At 32.5% G+C, this 20,262-nt stretch carries 13 protein-coding genes; 6 read left to right on the top strand and 7 right to left on the bottom strand.

Features of this window, described 5'->3' with window-relative positions; all coding sequences use genetic code 11:
- The first annotated feature begins 40 nt into the window (after nucleotides 1-40).
- The 4 genes from Q4Q40_RS05980 (at nucleotide 41) to Q4Q40_RS05965 (ending at nucleotide 8,104) form a co-directional block, all read left to right on the top strand.
- Entirely contained in the window at nucleotides 41-3,205 is a 3,165-nt protein-coding gene (locus tag Q4Q40_RS05980) for a SusC/RagA family TonB-linked outer membrane protein (protein WP_303300849.1), read from the top strand.
- Between the two features lie 11 nt (nucleotides 3,206-3,216).
- Nucleotides 3,217-4,674 (top strand): RagB/SusD family nutrient uptake outer membrane protein, encoded by a 1,458-nt coding sequence (locus tag Q4Q40_RS05975; RefSeq protein WP_303300848.1) that lies wholly within the window; start codon nucleotides 3,217-3,219, stop codon nucleotides 4,672-4,674.
- A 400-nt stretch (nucleotides 4,675-5,074) separates the two neighbouring features.
- Nucleotides 5,075-5,779, top strand: coding sequence for a PepSY domain-containing protein (locus tag Q4Q40_RS05970; RefSeq protein ID WP_303300847.1), 705 nt, complete (start codon nucleotides 5,075-5,077; stop codon nucleotides 5,777-5,779).
- An 882-nt stretch (nucleotides 5,780-6,661) separates the two neighbouring features.
- A complete protein-coding gene (locus Q4Q40_RS05965; RefSeq protein ID WP_303300846.1) occupies nucleotides 6,662-8,104 on the top strand; it encodes an alpha-L-fucosidase in 1,443 nt (480 codons plus the stop codon).
- A 734-nt stretch (nucleotides 8,105-8,838) separates the two neighbouring features.
- Here the strand turns inward: Q4Q40_RS05965 and Q4Q40_RS05960 are convergent.
- From Q4Q40_RS05960 to Q4Q40_RS05940, 5 genes are all read right to left on the bottom strand, one after another.
- Entirely contained in the window at nucleotides 8,839-9,903 is a 1,065-nt protein-coding gene (locus tag Q4Q40_RS05960; protein WP_303300845.1) for a T9SS type A sorting domain-containing protein, read from the bottom strand.
- Between the two features lie 149 nt (nucleotides 9,904-10,052).
- Nucleotides 10,053-10,883, bottom strand: a complete 831-nt coding sequence (locus Q4Q40_RS05955; RefSeq protein WP_303300844.1) for a hypothetical protein — start codon at nucleotides 10,881-10,883, stop codon at nucleotides 10,053-10,055.
- 70 nt (nucleotides 10,884-10,953) lie between these two features.
- Nucleotides 10,954-11,754, bottom strand: coding sequence for an SH3 domain-containing protein (locus tag Q4Q40_RS05950; RefSeq protein WP_303300842.1), 801 nt, complete (start codon nucleotides 11,752-11,754; stop codon nucleotides 10,954-10,956).
- Between the two features lie 465 nt (nucleotides 11,755-12,219).
- On the bottom strand, nucleotides 12,220-13,206 hold the full coding sequence (locus tag Q4Q40_RS05945; protein ID WP_303300841.1) for a hypothetical protein: 987 nt from the start codon (nucleotides 13,204-13,206) through the stop codon (nucleotides 12,220-12,222).
- Nucleotides 13,207-13,307: 101 nt separating this feature from the next.
- Nucleotides 13,308-14,270, bottom strand: coding sequence for an AraC family transcriptional regulator (locus Q4Q40_RS05940; RefSeq protein WP_303300840.1), 963 nt, complete (start codon nucleotides 14,268-14,270; stop codon nucleotides 13,308-13,310).
- A 122-nt stretch (nucleotides 14,271-14,392) separates the two neighbouring features.
- Between Q4Q40_RS05940 and Q4Q40_RS05935 the strand changes: the two genes are divergently transcribed.
- Together Q4Q40_RS05935 and Q4Q40_RS05930 are read left to right on the top strand one after the other, a co-directional pair.
- Complete coding sequence (locus Q4Q40_RS05935) at nucleotides 14,393-16,741, top strand: TonB-dependent receptor (RefSeq protein WP_303300839.1); 2,349 nt, start codon at nucleotides 14,393-14,395, stop codon at nucleotides 16,739-16,741.
- Between the two features lie 120 nt (nucleotides 16,742-16,861).
- Nucleotides 16,862-17,578: a DUF4198 domain-containing protein gene (locus Q4Q40_RS05930; protein ID WP_303300838.1), complete on the top strand. Its 717-nt coding sequence runs from the start codon at nucleotides 16,862-16,864 to the stop codon at nucleotides 17,576-17,578.
- A 737-nt stretch (nucleotides 17,579-18,315) separates the two neighbouring features.
- Here Q4Q40_RS05930 and Q4Q40_RS05925 read toward each other — a convergent pair.
- Nucleotides 18,316-19,935 (bottom strand): PepSY-associated TM helix domain-containing protein, encoded by a 1,620-nt coding sequence (locus Q4Q40_RS05925; RefSeq protein WP_303300836.1) that lies wholly within the window; start codon nucleotides 19,933-19,935, stop codon nucleotides 18,316-18,318.
- Nucleotides 19,936-20,238: a hypothetical protein gene (locus tag Q4Q40_RS05920; protein WP_303300834.1), complete on the bottom strand. Its 303-nt coding sequence runs from the start codon at nucleotides 20,236-20,238 to the stop codon at nucleotides 19,936-19,938.
- Nucleotides 20,239-20,262: the final 24 nt, after the last annotated feature.

Here is a 20,262-nt window from a genome sequence, read left to right as displayed (position 1 = left end):
CATTTTGTAAGAAAAGAATGCTAATATTAAATATTATTAAATGAATTTTTTATTAACTAAAAACTATAAAAAGACCTTTTCTGGTTTCTCTCTGAGATTAAATCTAATGGTCTTTATATGCTCATGTGCCTTTTTTAACACTTATGGAAATAATTCTGTGCATGTGTATGAACAACAAATACAATCAGATCAACAACGTTTTATCTCTGGTGTGGTACAAGATAGTAATGGAGTACCACTTATAGGAGTAAATATTTCAGAATCAATTACTAATAAAGGTGCGATCACAGATTTTAATGGTGGATTTTCTTTAGAGATTTCCGAAAATAGCATACTAACATTCAGCTCTGTAGGTTATAAGACCATGACGGTGCCTTTTAGTGGTCAAGAAACAATTATTGTTACTATGACCGAGACTGTTACCGAATTGGATAATGTGGTTATTACAGCTTATGGAACTTCTACAAAAGAAAGTTTTACAGGTTCTGCAAAAAAAATTAAAAAGGAGCACCTTACTAAAGGCGGTACAGCTAGTTTTGAATCGGCTCTTAAGGGACGCGTTTCTGGGTTAAATTCTTTTACTTCTGGTCAACCAGGAGGGCGATCGAATATTCAAATTCGAGGGATAGGTTCTATAAATGGAAATAAAGAGCCCTTATATGTTATAGATGGTATTGTAATAAATACAGACGCTACATTAAGAGCTGGTGATTATGAACAAGGCGCTATAGCTTATAACCCCTTATCTACAATAAACTCTAATGATATTGAAAATGTTACTGTATTAAAAGATGCAGCAGCAGCTTCTTTATACGGGTCTAGAGCAGCTAATGGTGTTGTACTTATTACTACCAAAAAAGGAAGATCGGATAAAACTGAAATCATTCTGGATATACAAACTGGAGTATCAAAAAATCTAACAAAAGAACGATTAATTAACAATCAAGAATTTAAAAGCTTGTGGTTAGAAGGTCAATTACATCAATATATTCAGAATAACGAAAATAGTGAGTTTACCAGAGTTTATAACGATGCGGCGCTTCTTGGTAATTATCAAGATTCGGCGAGGCAGGATTATGAAAGTATTTATGGTACTACAGACGCTAATTCAGATTGGGTAGATGCCATTTATAGATCTGGTAGTACCGATAACTATAACCTGTCTGCAAGTGGTAAGGAAGGTAAAACGACGTTTTATATTTCGGGGAATTATTTTAACCAGGAAGGCACCGTTATTGAATCTGATTTTAAGAAATATTCGGGGCGAATAAATTTAGAAAACCAAAGCAGAGATTGGCTGGTACTGGGAACTAATCTTTCAATAAGCAGATCGATAAGAAATTCTGGATTGTATGATGGTGATTATGCAGGTGGTTTAAATCCTGTTTATTTGGCACGTGTGCTTCCTCCAGCCGCAAAAATTTATGATGAAAATGGGTATGGAGGCTATGCCGATTTACCAAATCTGATTGAAAAGAATGCCAATCCGTTAGGAGTTATTGATGTAGGCGTTTATGAAAATACCGAATTTAGAGTTAGAGGTCATTTTTTTGCTAAAATAGATCTATCAAAAAATTTAGAGTTTAGTACAACATATGGCATAGACCACCAAACAGTAGATGAAACCTTATACGATAATAAAGAGTTTGGAGCTGGAGGAGGTATCTGGAATGGTGTTTTAAATAGAGTGAAAAGTGAGATTTCACAATATACAACCTCGAATATTTTAAACTATAAAACACTTATAGAAAAGCATAAAATAGAGCTTTTAGCTGGGGGAGAGTTACAGCAATCTAAAATGACCTCTATAAATAATTATGGTTACGATGTTTTAGATAGTGATCTCTTATCTTCAAGTAGTATAGGTACATTATGGTCCTGGAGCGGACAAGCCGAAAACTATGCGCTCTTATCTTATTTTTCACGTGCACATTATGGCTTTGATAGTAAGTATCTTGTTTCAGCCAGCTTTAGAAGAGATGGTTCTTCCAGATTTGGGGAAGCCTCTAAATGGGGTAACTTTTGGTCTGTTTCAGGAGGATGGGTGCTCTCTAAAGAATCCTTTATTAATTCGGAGTTCATTAATTATTTAAAATTAAGAAGCAGTTATGGAACCAATGGTAATCTGCCATCTCAAAATTATGCGGCTTTAGCATTTTTTGATTCGGATGGAAAAGGGTATGGAGGAAGCTCTGGACTTTCGTATGGCCAATTGCAAAATACAGATTTGTCCTGGGAGTTTAGTAAAAGTTTTAATGTAGGACTGGATGCCACTTTGTTTTCCAATATTGATATTACAGTAGAATATTTTTCAAAGCATACCGAAGATTTATTAATGAATGTTCCAGTTTCGGGAACCGCAGGTTTTACAGAGCAGTTGCAGAATTTTGGAGCGATGAAAAACGAAGGTTGGGAACTAGAGCTTGCTGCGACACCAATAATATTTCAGAATTTTTTATGGAACACCAGCTTAAATTTAACATTTTTAGAAAATAAGATCACAAAACTAAAATCGGATATCATCTCTAGCTACAGTTCTGGAAATGGACAAAATCCAATTATTATAAAAGAAGGAGAAAGCCTTAATTCATTTTATTTAAGAGACTATGCAGGTGTCGATAAAACAAACGGAATGGCACAATACTATGTTTTAGAAAATGGTGTTAGAACAGGAGTCATTACAACCGATGCCACTCAGGCTGGTTTTGGTGTTTTTGGTAATGCTATACCAGATGTACAAGGTGGTTTTCATAATCAGCTAACATATAAAAGCTTCGATTTAAGTTTCTTATTTACTTTTGGACTTGGTGCGAATGCTTATGACTATACGGCATTTAAAAGAGATGACGATGGTTTTTCTCCTCAATTTACCAATACGACCGCACAGCTAAGCCCATGGAATCCTAATAATGTAAATTCCAATGTTCCTATTAGAATTAATGGAAACAATAGTTTTTCTAACGATGTTTCTACAAGACATTTATATAGTGCAGATTATTTAAAACTAAAAAATGTAAGGCTTAATTATAAACTTCCTGTTTCTGCTAAATTCATAGAAGATACAACCATTTATTTACAAGGGGAAAACTTGTTTTTACTTACAGAGTTAGATGGTTTCGATCCAGAAGCAGTTAGTAATGGTGTAAACTTCTTTCAAGTCCCTACAGCAACAAGTGTCACTTTAGGTGTACAAGTTAAATTATAAAAATATTGAAAATGAATAGTATAAAAAGAATATTAGTCGCATTCATAGTATTTGGTATGGTGGCATGTAATGAAGCTGTATTGGATCAATATCCTAACCATGTTATTTCCGAAAATCTTGTTTATGGTTCTACCGAAAATCTAGAAAAGGTATTAATAGGGGCTTATAACGAACTTTCCAGATCTGATTATTTAGGTCGGGTTTTGTACAAAAGAGCTGCTGTAAAGAGTGCCGATTTTAGATATGTACAAACCAATTATAACCCCAGAACCTACGAACTCATCGAGTACAAAAATGAAGAAAGCACAACAAATAGTGGAAGTGCAGCTAGTTTATGGAACCAAGCTTACAAAACAATAAGTAACCTTAATATCGTATTGGATTATATTGATGAATCGGATGGGAACGATGCTGAAAAAATAAAAATTAAAGCAGAAGCATTAGCATTACGAGGGATGATTTATTTCGATTTATCAAGAACTTTTACCTACCCATGGATATGGATTAAAGAAGGTTCGAATGCACAAGGACTGCCATTAAATTTGTCTTCAACAGAAAACACTGTAGAACGAAGTACTTTAGGACAAACTTACGAGCAGATTATATTAGATATGAACATGGCGTTAGAACTCCTTAATGATAATACCTGGGAGGAAGGAAGTACAAAATTTATAACCAAAACAGGCGTACATGCTCTTTTATCCAGAATATACCTATATAAAGAGGATTGGGATAACGCTCTGGATTATGCAACAGAGGTGCTAAGTGTTAAAGGTGCCTCTAATTTAATGACCGTAGATAATTATGTTTTTAATGATTATACATCAGAATCGTTATTTGAAATAAGTATTACTGAAGAAAATTCTTTAGGTAGTAATGGTTTGGGAGCACAATTCAATCATGACGAAGGTGGGCAAGGCGATGTGATTAGTACTTCGGTTTTTGTAAACTTACTTAATGAATATACAGACGACCCTAGAGCGAGTCTTTTAAAAACCGACAAAGAAGGAACTAATATGGCGTTTGTAAAATATATAAATAGAGCAGATGGTGGTGGTTTGAGTATACATAATATTCCTGTTATTCGTTTATCTGAAATATATTTAATTGCAGCCGAAGCTTGTGCTAATGGAGCAGGAGGAGGAGATCCTGAAGCACTCGTTTTTCTTAACACCTTAATAGAGAAAAGAACTTCAGATTTTGCTACACATCAGGCAACAGAAATTGGAGACGCTCTTAAAGAACGTATTTTTAAAGAACGAAGAAAAGAACTGGCACTAGAAGGTCATGGAATACATGATTATATCCGATTAGGAAAAGATGTGATTCGTTTGGCAGAAGACCATGTAAATACAGGGGTTAATATAGAAAACCTAGTCATTTCTGCTAGCTCGAACAAGGTTATTTATCCAATTCCATCATCAGAAGTAAATGCTTCGGGTATTAAACAAACCACAGGTTATAACTAGTATAAATAATACAATGGAGCTGTCTAAAAAAGTGAGGGATTTTGTCATTCGGAGTAACGCGTTTGCCATCCTATGTTTGTAAAAGGTTTGTGTCATTCAGAAACCTGAGATAAAAAAAATATCAAGTGGAGGAAATGACGTTATAGAGTATGGTCAGGTTAGTAGTTTTTTTGTCATTCTTGCGAAGGCAGGAATCCACATGATCGAATATTTTTAATGTTATGAAAAACAACATCTTAAAAAATAACGTCAATGGAAGCGAAGAATCTTTATCATTAATCTCTAAAGCTTCTTCAGTCGTAAGCTTCGCTTATATCTTAAAACAAAATATATTTTGTTTTCGATAGCCTTCTGAATGATACTTTTTTAGACAGCCTCATCTATTTTACAATAAAAAAATATGAGAATAAGTAAAACAAAATTTATAAGAAAATCACATAGATATTTAGGTCTGTTTTTGGGCATACAGTTTTTAATGTGGACCGTTAGCGGACTATATTTTAGTTGGACGAATTTAGATGAAATTCATGGCGACCATTTTTTAAAAGAAAAAAAGGAGCTGTCTATTTTTGAAAATTTGATAAACCCTTTTCCTTTGGAGAAGGAACAAGTAGAGACACTTGTTTTAAAGAATATTAACGAAGAACCCTATTATTGGGTTAATAATAAAACATTAATACATGCGAGAACGGGTGAACTTAAAAAGGAAATTTTAGAACCAGAAGCACTAAAAATAGCATCACAGCACGTGAAGCCTAATTTTAAAGTGAAAACAATAGAAAAAATCACCGAAACAGGTAAACATCATGAGTATAGAGGAAAACCACTTCCTGTTTATGTAATTACCTATGAAGGAAAAGATAAAATAAGAGCCTATATCAACGCTAAAAACGGTTCATTTGAATCTATTAGACATCGAGATTGGCGTATTTTCGATTTTCTGTGGATGACTCATACCATGGATTTTGAAGGAAGAGATGATATGAATAATTTACTTTTAAGAATATTTTCTCTGTTAGGTGTTTTTACTGTTATTAGTGGGTTTGTTTTATGGTATGTGTCTTCTCCAAGTATTAGAAAGATAAAAAAGAGAACAATCAGATAGTTTTTGTAATGAGAGTGATTATAATATCAATTTGGAATTGTTAATTTAAACGGGACTGTTTAAAAAGTGATGAGCTTTGTTCATTCAGAGATCTGTGTTAAAAATTTTAACTAGCGGATGAAATGACGTAATACGGGTGTCATTCAGAAGCCTGCCTAAGAATCGGCAGACAGGGAGGTACGACTGAAGAATCTTTAGAGATTAATTATAAAGATTCTTCGCTGCGCTCTGAATGACAAGTGCTTGAAAGTTAGTTGTTTATAAAACACGTCAATGGTAGTAAAGTATTTGTCATTCTATGTTTGCAAAGGCTAGTGTCATTCAAAAGCCTGCCTAAGAATCGGCAGACAGGGAGGTACAACTGAAGAATCTTTAGAGATTAATAATAAAGATTCTTCGCTGTGCTCTGAATGAACAAACGATTGAAAATTAATCATTTATAAAAAACGTCAATGGTAGCAAAGCGAAGAATCTTAAAAATAAATCATTAAAATATAAGAGCTTCTTCAGTCGTAAGCTTCGCTTATATCTTCAAACAAAATATAGTTTGTTTTCGATAACCTTCTGGATGATATGGCGGTCTCATTTTTTCCAAATGGTAATGTTATTCCATGTTAGTGTTAGTGTCTATTAGGTTTAAAATATGCTTTTTGAAATGGGAATTCTTAGAAGTAAAGAAGCAATTGTTAAGTTGTATGGATGTGTATTATAGTAAGTTATAGAAACCGCAGCTTGTATTTTTATGATCAAAGGGCAACGAATTATAATCTTATTTATTAGCTTAGTAAAAATATTTACAAAGTCAGATAATAACAATATTGAACCTTAAATTCTTTGAATTTAGAAACAATAAAATTAACTGTACAAAACCAAAATGAAATCATGATGAAAAAAGAACTAATAGTAGTAAAAGCTTTTATGGTTGTGTTTATTTGTGTTTCCTTATTATCATGTAAGGAGCATAAAAAGCAAGAATTGACTCAGGTTGAAAATGTAAATTATCTAGAAGAGTCTAAAGAAGACTTTAATAAAAGGATGACTTGGTGGCGAGAAGCAAAGTTCGGAATGTTTATCCATTGGGGACCCTATGCGGTTCCTGCGGGTATATATCAAGAAAAAGAAATTAATGGAGTTGTTGGTGGCGAGTGGATTATGAATGATGCTCAAATACCAATTAAAGAATACGAAGCATTTTCAAAACAATTTGTTCCTACTAATTTTGATGCCAATAAATGGGCAAGTTTGATAAAAGAGGCTGGGATGAAATATGTTGTTATTACATCCAAACACCACGATGGTTTTGCTCTTTGGGATTCTAAAGTATCAGAATACGACATAGTGGATTATACCTCGTATGGAAAGGATATTTTAAAACAATTATCTGAAGCCTGTAAAAAGCAAGGCATTAAGTTTGGTCTGTACCATTCTATAATGGATTGGCACCACCCACAAGCACAGGCGATTAATGAACCTGAATATAATTCTGGAGAACATGACCATACAAGGATTAACCCAGAATTTCCTAGTTACCTTGAAAACTACCTTAAGCCTCAATTAAAAGAGCTAATTGAAAGTTATGACCCAGAAATTCTTTGGTTTGATGGCGAATGGATGCCAGAATACACCCATGAAAACGGACTGGAACTATACCAATATATAAGATCTTTAAAACCAAGTATTATTATTAATAACCGTATAGATAAAGGCCGCCAAGGGTATCAAGGAATGAATAATGATGATTTTGATTATGCGGGTGACTTTGGAACTCCAGAAAAGCAAATTTTAGCAGGAACTTCTACTATGGACTGGGAATCTTGTATGACGATGAATGATACCTGGGGATATAAAAAAACGGATGATAATTGGAAATCTGCAGAAACCCTTGTTCACCATTTGATTGATGCCGCAGCCAAAGGAGGTAATTACCTTCTTAACGTTGGACCAAAGGCAGATGGAATAATCCCCGAACCTAGTGTAGAAAGACTAGAAACTATTGGTAAGTGGCTCTCTGTTAATAATGAGGCCATTTTCAAGACTGAAAAACTAATAGGAAACTATCAACAAGGAGAAACCATCAAATACACAAAAAAGAAAGGACAATCTGTTTACTTTGCAATATCCTTGGTACAGCCAAATAAGGAAATAACTTTTAAGCATTTACAACCAGAGCCTAATTCAAAAGTCATGCTTTTAGGGTATGATGAACCTTTAGAATGGGAATTTATTGAAGGCAAAGGATTAACTATTAAGATATCTAAAACGGTATTAGAAGAAGTTGGAAAAACTGAGGCTTGGACCTTTAAAATTAACGGAAAGGAAATATAAAGGTTAAAACTTTAATCTAAAAATATTTTTCCGCTTGATACCTCGTCAGCTTGCTGCGGGGTCATTCATTTCGAATAGAATTCCCTAGGCCCTGCCTGTAGGTTTTCGTTAAAATTGTCATTCCCGTGAACCTGGCTGCAAAGCTACAGTGTACCCACAAATATTGATGTCTAAATAGATATTTATGAAGTTTTAAAGGCTCAAAAATAATCGTTAAGAACAGACCATAGGGCAAGCCCAGACCCTTCGTAAGAGGGGCGAGCGTAAAGAAACAGTCTGGTAGACTGTTTTAGCGAAGGAGCCAGGTTGCGCAAGGGGAAAAACTTCGAAACCCAGGAGCATAGCCTTTGATGGTGTGGTGGGGCGATGCGAAGATTTGGGCTTGGTTCTTCTCAAGCGCAGCGCGAGAAGAAATTCCTTCGAAGGGGCGTCTTTTCTCCTGCCTGCCGTCTTTTAGGCAGGTTTGTTACTTTTCTTTGGACGAGCAAAGAAATCGAAGATTCATGAACTCCTATTTATCAAATAAGATTTGTGAACTAAAAGTAAATAATAAATATATAAAAGATGCGGGTACATCGTAGCTGCCAGCAAAGGCAGAAATAGTTGGTTTCAAGAAATTCTTTATTTGTAAGTTATTAAATATAAATTCCAGATTTAATCTATAGAATTTCTCGAGGTTTAACCTCGGATCTACCTACTGGCAAAGACAGGGATAGTCAGTTTTAAGATTTTTTTTATTGGAAAATAATGATCCGTTTTGATTGATATAATTGTTTACCTCTGATAACGACAATGTAAGTACCGTTAGAAATGGATGAAACATCAAAGTTAATTTCTGATTCTGAATCAATGGTCTTATCCATGATTTTTTTTCCATCCAGACTAAATAGTTGTATTAAATTAGCCTTTTCTGGTACGTTTTTTAAATGCATTATTTTTTCAACTGGGTTTGTTGCAACATAAAATGTATCATGGTTGATTTCTGAATCGCTTACCGATAAGGGAGCTAATTCTTCAATACTAAAATTAGCAAAAGAAACAATTTCATCTCTTAGGTCTTGGGCATTATTTAAACTTCTATAAATACCCCATTTAGGCCTTACAAAATCTGCATTTGGTCTCCAGTTTATTATGGAGTTATTAGAGTAAGTGAATAGAATATCACCACCGTTAACCTTTTTTATCTCCAATGCATAAGTCCCAGATGTGCCATATTTAATAGTTTCTGTAACATCTAACCAAGTATCTATAAAAGGAGCTAAATCTGTTCGTTTTAAGGTGATCTGTGTATCGGTTTCTGCATAACGTAATTCAATTCTATCTGGGCTAGCCTTTCGCACAGTTAGGGTGTACAATGGCATGCTTGCAAATGAACCACCAACAGATTTTAGTTGATGTAAATGTGTGAAATTTGGAGATGGTTGAAATCCAGATTCCAGTTTAAATTTCCATTTATACACAACGGTTTCATCTTCTGTTCCTAATAAATTTGCAGGAGACTTGTCATAGGTTTTTATTTCATTGCGTTGTCTATCAAAATTAGTACAACGGTCATTATCAGGAGTCGTGTGTATATAAAAACGAAAAACATTTGTGTTTAGTTGATTATCAAAAGCTTCATCTATATGTTCACCAAATGAAGCATGATTGCAATCTGGAACTTCAATTGGATTGTTACCAGGCGCTAAAACCGAAGTTATTAATTCGTAAGTATTACCAGGTCCATCGGCATCAAGTAGGACTTGTGATAGTGCACCATGGATATAAAACATACATAGTAAGAAAGTAAATTTTTTCATAATTATTTATTTGGTTGACCAATTTGGTTTACCAAATGTAGTCAAAAAACTAGACTATTTGAGTTAAAAAGATTTCATATTAATGTTTACAACCAACAAAAAAATCAGCATGAGTTCGTTATTAAAAACTATGCTTTATAGCAAAAATTTCATTTTTTGTAAAATTCTTTTAGTATAATATTCTTGTTTTTGGTTAGTCTTTTCAGTTCCTTTAAAATATAATACCTATGCATAAAACCACATAATACAACAATTTTTTTTCCTTTGTTTTGTTTAGCAATTGTCATTATGTTTTTTGCCATCGTTTGGTTTCTTAAATCCCAAAAATTGGCCCAAAGTTGATACCCATCTCTGTAACTTATTTTTTCGCCATTCGGTTTTGTTAAAAATCTATTGGCAAATTCCTTTCGTGCATTAGTGATTTTTGGAACCATTTGATATTGGTGAAATTGTCGATTTTCACATAAGCTATCTGCTGTAGCGTTATTCCAAGCTTCAGGACTTTTTGCAGCGATTATTTTTAAGGGCTCTAAAGCATCTTTGTAAGTTTTAAAAATGTCTGCTTCTAATGTTGTTAATAAATCAGCTTTATACAAGCTATCAACTAATTTTAGTGTTAATCTATCAGTTGGTCGCATTCCTTTATCTATTCTATATTGATTTCTATTTTCAAACTCGTATGGTCTTAATTGTGTAGTAGGATGTTTTTTGATATATTTTGAAGAAGCCATTCCTTCATTTTCAGTGGGAGTTTTTATAAATTTAAACTCTGAATTAAAAGAGGAGGAGTCTCGTTCATGTAATATAAAATCTGGTTTTATATTTTCTAATATATTAAAAAGAGTCTCCGAATTAAAATTAGGTACAGGTTTATGTTGAGTTCCAATAACTATAATTTCAGTGGTGCTCTCTGTTTTCTTCTCTGTTCTACAAGAAAAAAATGTTATTAATGTTAGTAAAGCTAATGTGATTTTTTTCATTTTTTTTAATTATTGGAACTAAAGTATAAATCTTGAGTTATTGTTTTTATACATCTTTGGTAAACGTTATTTAATTTTCTTCGGTTTCTATGTTTGGAAAAATTTGCTTCCCATCCCATTCCAAAATTCGTTGAGTTAATTTAATCTCAACCCATTCAGTTTCATATTCTTTTGTTTCTCCAATTTCTTTCTTATATAAAATCTTCCCTTTTTTTCCGTCCTTATCTTTTGGAAAGATGTACTCTTCGACAAGCCAGTACAAGTCGGCATCAGCTACTTGGGTATAATCAATCGCTTTTACTAATTCATTACCGTCAAAGAATAAATAAATCCCACCTCCATTCACTCCGCAAGACTCTGCTAAATAATCAATCTCAAAGACACTTTTTATACTGTCAAGCCCTTTATTTCCGCTAGCTTTTATTGAAAATTCATCAGTTAAAAGTTGTGAAATATTTTCTATATATTCTTTATCGTTTTCGAGAAGTCTTGTTTTTAAAAACAAATTTGAACCATCCTTTTTTAAGGATATCAAGTAAGTTAGATTGCTAAAAATTGCTTTATCCATTGAAATTAAGGCACCCAATACAAATCCAATTTTATCTTGGGCTTTTACCTTATACCAAGGTGATTCAATTCCGTCAAATAACATTGTGTTGTCCGTTTTTTCAATTATCTCTACTTCATTGCCGATTTTTAAAAGAGATAGTACAATAGATTCCGTATTCGGTTGATCTCGAAGTTTAACATCGTTACCAAACATATAGACTATTTCACCATTTTTGAATTCATAGTTTTCATATAAGTATTTGGTGTCTTGTCCAAAACCAATTTTTGAAACTAAAAATATTATTAGTAGAAGTCTTTTCATTTTTTTAATTATTGGAACTAAAGTATAACCGCAATTACGTTTATTTATCTTTCAAATATAATAGTTTTAATACGAATTTTATGTGCAAATTTCCAAACTTGATGATCTTATTTTATACCTCAAGCAGAATGGAGTTAGAAGTATTTCAATTGTAATATTTAGTTCTAAAGTAGTTGTCGTTATTCGTGATTATAGACGCGTGTTTAAGAGATAATGTGTACTATTTATTCCATTGATTTTTTACTGCAATTAAATTAGGGTATATATAAGACTTTGACTCATTTTCCTTACGTCAAACTCGGGTTTTTATCAAACTTTGTTTTGTCAATTCAGTCATAGTCGTTCTTGACTCACCTGATATAATTTTCTTAGCAGAACTTTTATACTGATAATGGATTATCTTAGAATGTCCAAACTTTGAAAATGTAACCCGTTATTATTTCTCGTTTTTTTTAGCATGAATAGTCACTTAGGATATGAAAAATTGATATCAGCAACCAATAGCTGTCTTGAGACAGGATCACGAGAACGCTTTGGGGTAAGCTTTGGCATCATACCAATTAACCGTAATGCCTCTTTATCATGCCATGGATCGTGTGATTTTGATATAATAGGATAAATTATGCTACCACTACGCTCTATTAAAGATACCTTGACTTGATAAGTTACTGTGTCCTTAGGTATTTTTTGAGGTAATTTTCTATATTTATCTATAAATTTCTGAAATATGACTTCCCCTCCTGGAAAACGTTGTTGAAGTGTAAGTGTTTGATAATTAATAGTGAGTCCTTGAGAAGTATATATAGAGTCAGTACGTTTTAAGTAGGATTTAATCTCATCATGTGCCAGTATAGAAAAATCTATCTCAGACCCTTTTTGAGTCTTAGTTAGTATACATTGGTTAGCTTTGTACCTAAAAGTGTACTTACCTGACTTGTAAGGATCTCTCATTTCTGGGGGATTATGGACAGCTTTCCATCGCTTTTTCTGAAAAGGAAACTTTCTTTTTTGTTTGACATAAACATACTCGCCTAAGGTCATGGTGTTTCTTAAAAAAGGAACAAACGGAATTTTCATGTTGTAATTCTGCTTAACATTTTGGATATATAGCGGTAAATGCTTTTCACCCCATTGCGAGGAGGCTCCTTCTATTTTTATATAACATTTTTCATATCTTGGAATTTTAGCTCGAAAATACCCCAAAGAATCTGTAGTTGTTTGTGAGAATAAGGAGTCTGCATGATTGCTAAGAAACACTTCTACTTTTGCTTTAGCGTACCAAAATGCTGATTGTTGTAGTAAACAGGTGTCTAAATCAATTATCTTTGATGTAGATAGATGGTGATTTAAAGAGGGCGTCACTAATCTACCACTAATTTCTTGAGCCAAAATTTGTTTTGGTACCATTATGCTAAGTAATAGCCCAACTAAAGTAATTCTATATTGGAGCATCTTGTTATGATTTATGGATAGGGCAATTTTTCGGACTTAATATAAGAGGTAACTATAATAAAAACGCAATTACGTTTACTTCTCTTTCAAATATAATCGTTTTAATTTGAATTTTCTGTGCAAATTTTAATTCTAAATTCCTTAGGAGTTTCGTTATAAAATCTTTTAAAGGCAGCACTAAAGTGGGTGGCGTTTTTATAACCAACGTTTTCCGAGATTTCGTAAATAGGTAATTCGGTATTCTCCAGTAAATGTTTAGCCTTATTCATCTTTTTTTTCGTAAAATACTCAGAAATGGTGCAGTTAAATACCCTTTTAAATTCGCTTCTTAATAGATTTTCATTAACTCCTATATGTTTAACCAACATGGGTATGGTATAGTTTTTATCTAAATTGGTTTGTAAAAATTGCTTAAGAATAAATAACTTTTTTAAGTGTTTATTGTTTTTTAGATTTAAGCTTAGAACGTTTCTATTTTTATAATTATCAATTTGAATAGCCAAAATTTCCAACACTTTAGCTTCTAAATATATTTTTTGAGAAATACCCTTTATCTTTTTTGTTTCTAAGTCTGAAAGCACAGAAAATAAATCGTTGGTAATTGGAATGATTAAATTAGCGTCGGTAATTTTTTTAAATATAACTTGGTTGTCTAATCCATGTAGAGATAGGAATTGTTTTGATAATGATATTTTAATTTCCTTAAAAGGTTTTTCTCCAGATATTCTATTATAACCTTTATGTGGACTAATAGATGCCATATAAGATTCTTGACTTTCAAAGGGGAGTTCCTTATCGTCTGAATTAATTCGAATAATTTTTTCGCCCTCAAGTAAAAAAGCGAGCTGAATGCTATGCTTTTCAGCTTGGTTCTTAACCGTCAGATCCTGGTTTAAAATAAATTTGCTTATAGATATCACAATATTATTTAAATGTAATTCAATAATGATTCCTCTTCCAAATTGAGGGGATATACGATATTCTATTTTGGTAAAACCATTATATTTAGTAGTATTAAGCTCCTCGGTAATAGCATCTTCAAAATTTGTTTTTAATGTTTCCAAATCTATAAACTAACAGTTTTTGTTATCACGTCTTTTTTTATTTAAATCACGTCATTTAATTCTAAAAAACCATTCTATTTTTGCATTAAATTTATTTAGACTAAATATAAATAACAAAAATAATGATTAAAAAATTACTATTACCATTTATGATTCTTTTTTCTATGACAGCAGTCTTATATGGACAAACAGGAAAGATTGTAGGAAAGGTTTTGTCTAAAGAAGGCAAAGAAATCTCAGAAGCTAATGTTACAATTAAAAAAACTAACAAAGGCACCATGACAAATGGTTCTGGTACATACTCCATTGAAAAAATTAAAGAAGGAACGTATACTCTTATAGTTACTTTTGTTGGTTATAAATCTCAGGAAATTTCGGTTTCGGTGGTTAGTAACCAAACAACTCATGTTCCAACAGTTATTCTAAGCAAAACCCAAGAGAAACTAGAAGAGGTTGTTGTACAAGGACATAAAGTAAATAAATACAATATTAAAAAACCTTCTAGGTCACTTCGTATAAAAACCGAAATTGTAAATCTGCCACAGAATGTACAAGTTATAAGTGGTGATTTACTTATAGATCAACAAGTAACAAGTATGATGGACGGTGTAATACGAAACGTAAGTGGTGTAACGATGTTAGAGCATTGGGGGCATTTTGCACGTATTAATATGAGAGGTTTTAGATTGCCTGCTTTTAGAAATGGTATAAATTTCTCCGATACCTGGGGGCCTTTAGCAGAAGACATGAGTACTGTAGAACGTATAGAATTTGTAAAAGGACCTTCTGGATTTATGATGTCTTCTGGACAACCAGGTGGGTTTTATAATGTAGTTACCAAAAAGCCTACGCTAAATAAAGTAGGACAAGTATCTTTTATGGCGGGTAGTTTTGATACGTATAGAGCGACTGTCGATTTAGGAGGGAAAATAACTAAAGATGGTAAATTATTGTTTCGTTTGAATGGGATGTACCATACAGGAGATACCCATAGAGGCAATGAAAAGGCAGAACGTTTTGGTATAGCTCCTGCATTAACTTATAATTTTTCTGATAACACTTCGATAACTACTGAATTAAATTTACAAAACGCTGAAAGTTTTATAGGATCGGCTTATGTTTTTGCTCCAGTGGAGGATGGGTATGGTAGTTTAGATAGAGATTTTAAGTATACTGATACTAATTACCCAGCTACAGATATTAATGAAGTAAGTATTTTTACAAATTTCAGACATGAATTTTCAAAAAATTGGAGTTTTGAAGCGCAGTGGTCTTATTTAAGATACGATCAAGTAGGAAACTCTACCTGGATATGGAGTTTCGACCAAGATACAGGAGATGCTGTAAGATATATAGGTATATGGGATGCTTTATCACTTGGTAAATATTTTCAAAGTTATGTAAATGGTCATTTTTCTACAGGAAGCTTAAGCCATAAAATTCTTGGTGGTTTCGATTTTACTGAAAAAGAATACTATGCAGATTTTTTTCAATCAGCTGTCATTGATGTAAACCAGCCATTTAACATATACAATCCCGTTTATGGAAATACAGAAGTACCCGTATTTGACCGTTCTGTAAATATTAGAGTTAGAGAAGGTGAAGAACCTTATAGTGGATTTTCAAATAAAGCCGTTTATTTTCAGGATGAAATAGGCTTTTTTGAAAACAAAATAAGACTGACACTTGCAGGAAGATATACTAATTTATCTACAGTTAATAAAGATGAAAAGGACACTAAATTTACACCAAGAATAGGTTTAAGTGTTGATGTGACTCCAACTTTAAAGGCATATGCTTTATACGATCAATCATTTTTGGCAAATTTTGGAGTAAGCGCAGTCGGGGAAACATTCGACCCTGAAGAAGCTAACGATATTGAAGGAGGTATTAAAAAAACATTCTTCAACGGAAAATTAAAAGCATCGCTTGGAGCTTTTCAAATCACGAAAGAAAATGTGTTGGTTGCAGATCCCGAAAACACTAATTTTTCTATTCAATTAGGTGAAATACAATCAAAAGGTATCGAATTTGATCTTCAAGGGGAAATTACAAAAGACATTAATATTGTTTTAAATTATGCTAATACTAATGTTGAAATAACCAAAGATGCCAATCCAAATAATATAGGTACAAAAGTATCAGGACACAGTAAACATGTAACCAATGGATGGTTAAATTACAACGTTCCTACAAGTTCAAAATTAAAAGGTATTGGCGTTTCATTAGGGTATCAATATCAAGTAGATCGCTCTACGTGGACATGGAATGCCGATAATCAAAGTGATTTACCAGATTACTTTAGAATGGATGGTGCTTTATCATGGCAAAATAGCAAATTTAGAATACAAGCAAACGTTAATAATATTTTAAATGACTATCTGTACTCTGGAGCCAATTATGGTAATTATTTATACTGGCAGTCTGAACCAGGAATTAATGGTAGAATAACGTTGACCTATAAATTTTAAAGCACGTCAATATTTTATATTTGAATTATTTCAAGTTAGTTAGTTTAGTTAGTTTAGTTTAATTAAAGCATATGCAGCCTTCTTATAAAGGAGGCTGTTTTGCAATTAAAAAAAAGAAAAATGAAAAAATCAATTTTAACATGCGCCCTATTATTATTTGTAATAACCCAGAGTTTTGCACATTATTTATGGGTTGAGACCAACCCAAATGGGAATATAGGTAAAGAACAAGAGGTAAAAGTTTATTTTGGCGAATATACGTATGGTGTTATCGAAGAAATAAAAGGAGAAGCCTTTCCAAAAGTTAAAGATTTTAAACTCTGGCTCGTTGATGCTAAAGGGAATAAAACACAAATAGAAGTAACTCCAAAAGAGAATTATTATCTAGGAACTTTTACACCATCTACAAATGGAACATACACGGTAATTTTAGATAATGATAAAATTGACGTTATCGATTATACAAAATACGATTTTGGCATTTTTAAAACCCATTATCACGCTATTGCAAAGGTAGCTGTTGGTCATATTGAAGGACAAACAAAAGCCTTAAACAGCCAAGGCATTACTATTAAAGATGTTTCTAAAAATGAAAAAGAAGTACAGCTTCAAGTGCTATACAAAGATAAACCGCTTGCAAAAAATGAAGTAAAAGTTTTTGTTGAGGATCTATGGTCTAAAACTTTAGAAACCGACGAAAATGGATTGGTATCATTTAAACGCCCTTGGAAAACAAAATACATTATAGAAACAACCACTAAGGAAGAAGAGCCAGGCGCATATAAAGGAAAAGCATATCAATTTATTTGGCATTGCGCAACGTATTGTATTTTATAGAGTTAGTTGTCTAAAAATTCTCTGTAATTGTACAAAACAGCCCTGAATACAAAATTCAGGGCTGTTACTTTTTATAATATTTAAAGGGGACATTTTTTCTCCTGCCTACAACTATGGTGTTCCCACATTTTATTTATATTTATTATTTACTTTTAGTTCACAAATCTTATTTGATAAATAGGAATTCATGAATCTTCGATTTCTTTGCTCGTCCAAAGAAAAGTAACAAGTCTGCCTGTCGGTTAATGCCATTAAGTTAAGGCTAAATGTCAGTCTGAGACCTGTGTTAAAAATTTTAACTAACGTATAAAATGACGTAATACGGGTGTCATTCAGAAGGCTATCGAAAACAAAATATATTTTGTTCGAAGATATAAGCGAAGCTTACGACTGAAGAATCTTTAGAGATTAATTATAAAGATTCTTCGCTGCGCTCTGAATGACAAGTAGTTGAAAGTTAGTTGTTTATAAAGCACGTCAATGGTAGGCTATCGAAAACAAAATATATTTTGTTTGAAGATATAAGCGAAGCTTACGACTGAAGAATCTTTAGAGATTAATTATAAAGATTCTTCGCTGCGCTCTGAATGATAAGTGGTTGAAAGTTAGTTGTTTATAAAACACGTCAATGGTAAGGAGGTACGACTGAAGAATCTATAGAAATTAATTATAAAGATTCTTCGCGTTATTTCAAGAAATCCTTAGTTGGTCTCAAAAAAACATTTAAACTAAGGATCTTAGTGCATTTTGCTTTCAGCTTTTAAAGTTGAGATATTAGAGTAATCTATAGGGTTTTTATTAAAGGCACTTTGCAAGTTTGATTTAGGTTGCATTTTAAAATAAAAGACACAAGCTATAGAAGCAATGGCGATCCATAATAAATCGACGGTTAAAATGTCAAATTGCTTTTGTTTATAAGTAAGCCAAAACCAATTTCCAGACACAATCCCGTTAACTATAGGTATGATAAACCCTAAAATAGCTCCTAATAGTAAACAAAGTCTATTAGTAAAATAATTATCCCTTTTAAATCTAAAAAATAAAATAGCAACTAACCATGTTATAAAATAAAAAGTATAAATAGCCGTCTGTTTATCTTGAAAATAGCCATTAGCAAATTTTACAAATAAAAATGCCAAAGCAGTAACAGGAAGCATCGACAAACAAATAGCCAAGTAAATATGACCAATTTTAGCAGTGTATAAACGTTGTTTTAGAGTCATACTTTTTTTATTACGAGACTCCATCCAAATTAAAACACCAGTAATAATTACAAAACAAGTAATAAGAGCTAAAGCAAAATAGATAATTCTTAAAGAAATGCCTCCAAAATCGGCAAAGTGGAGACGTCCAATAACACGTTGAGCATCTTCTGCATAAATGTTATTATACGGGCTTTTTTCCTTTTCTATTTTTCCAGTATACGCATCAAAAACAATACGACCTTTACTTAAAAAACGTTCGCTATCTTCAAGTTTACCCGCTAAAATATATTTCATATTGATGCCACCGTAATTTTTAATATAACCATATGTTAAATCAAAATGATCCCAATGGGTAGCAGACTTTTTTACAAAATCATTAAAATTAGGAATATCTTTATTTGCTTTGGCAACCCATTCGTAATTTTTTCGATCTGGTCGCAAATCTTCCATTAATTTGGCTTGATCGTTATTATATAAGGCATTAGCTGGAATTAATACTAAAATACCTAGACAAAAGTAAGCACCAGTAACTGCAAAGATAAGTTGAAAAGGCAATCCAATAATCCCAAGAGACGTATGAGCATCTGTCCAAACCCGCTTTAAAGCGACTCGAGGATTAAAGGCATAAAAATTAGGAATAATTTTTCTCCAATGTACAATAACACCTGTAACTATAGCAAATAAGAAAAAGAATGCTACAAAACCTGAAAGGTATATACCTAATTTAGGCAATTGTGCGAAAAAATGTAATCGATATAGAAACTCTCCCAAACTATAGTGTTGGGGATAGGTTTTTGTGTCGACAGAATTTATATCTACATATAAAAAATGCCTCTGTTTACCTTTTTCAGAAGCTAGAGAATCTTTACTGGCGCTCATAGAAACGCTAATTTTATCACTGTCTTCTCCCAAATTAAATTGTAAATCCCTGCCTGCTAATTCATGATTATTATCTAATATTTTTAGAATATGATCAAAATTAATATCCTTTCTTTCAATATGGTGTATAGGTGCGCCATCTTCCCAAACGGTTATTTCATCTTTTAATAAAGCAAAGGCTCCTGCAAAAAATATAATATAAAGGGCTACACTAATTACAATCCCACTAACAGTATGTGTATTAAAAAAAACGTTGTAATTTCTTTTACTCATTTATATGAAGGGATTATTTTGATTTCCTAAATAATACATTCCGAATAACACTAGCATTATTAAAAGGTATAAGAACCATACGTACCAACCATTTTTAAATAAAAAGGGAACGATGAGAAGTGTAGACCAAACGATAAAAAAAGTAAATATGAAACTAATTAAAACGTTTTTTGGATAGGGTAACCAAAGTGCTAATACCATGTGAAAAAAAGCGGTAATAATATATCCGCCAAGCAAGCCTGCCGAAATTTTAGCAAATTGTTGCCATGGAGATTTGTTTAAGTATTTAAGATTTGCAGGCATCGTTTAAAAAAATAATTCTATTGT

Origin of the sequence: Flavivirga jejuensis (assembly GCF_030540765.1) — a bacterium.
Lineage (GTDB): Bacteria > Bacteroidota > Bacteroidia > Flavobacteriales > Flavobacteriaceae > Flavivirga > Flavivirga jejuensis.
This window is presented reverse-complemented; position numbering and strand designations above follow the sequence as displayed.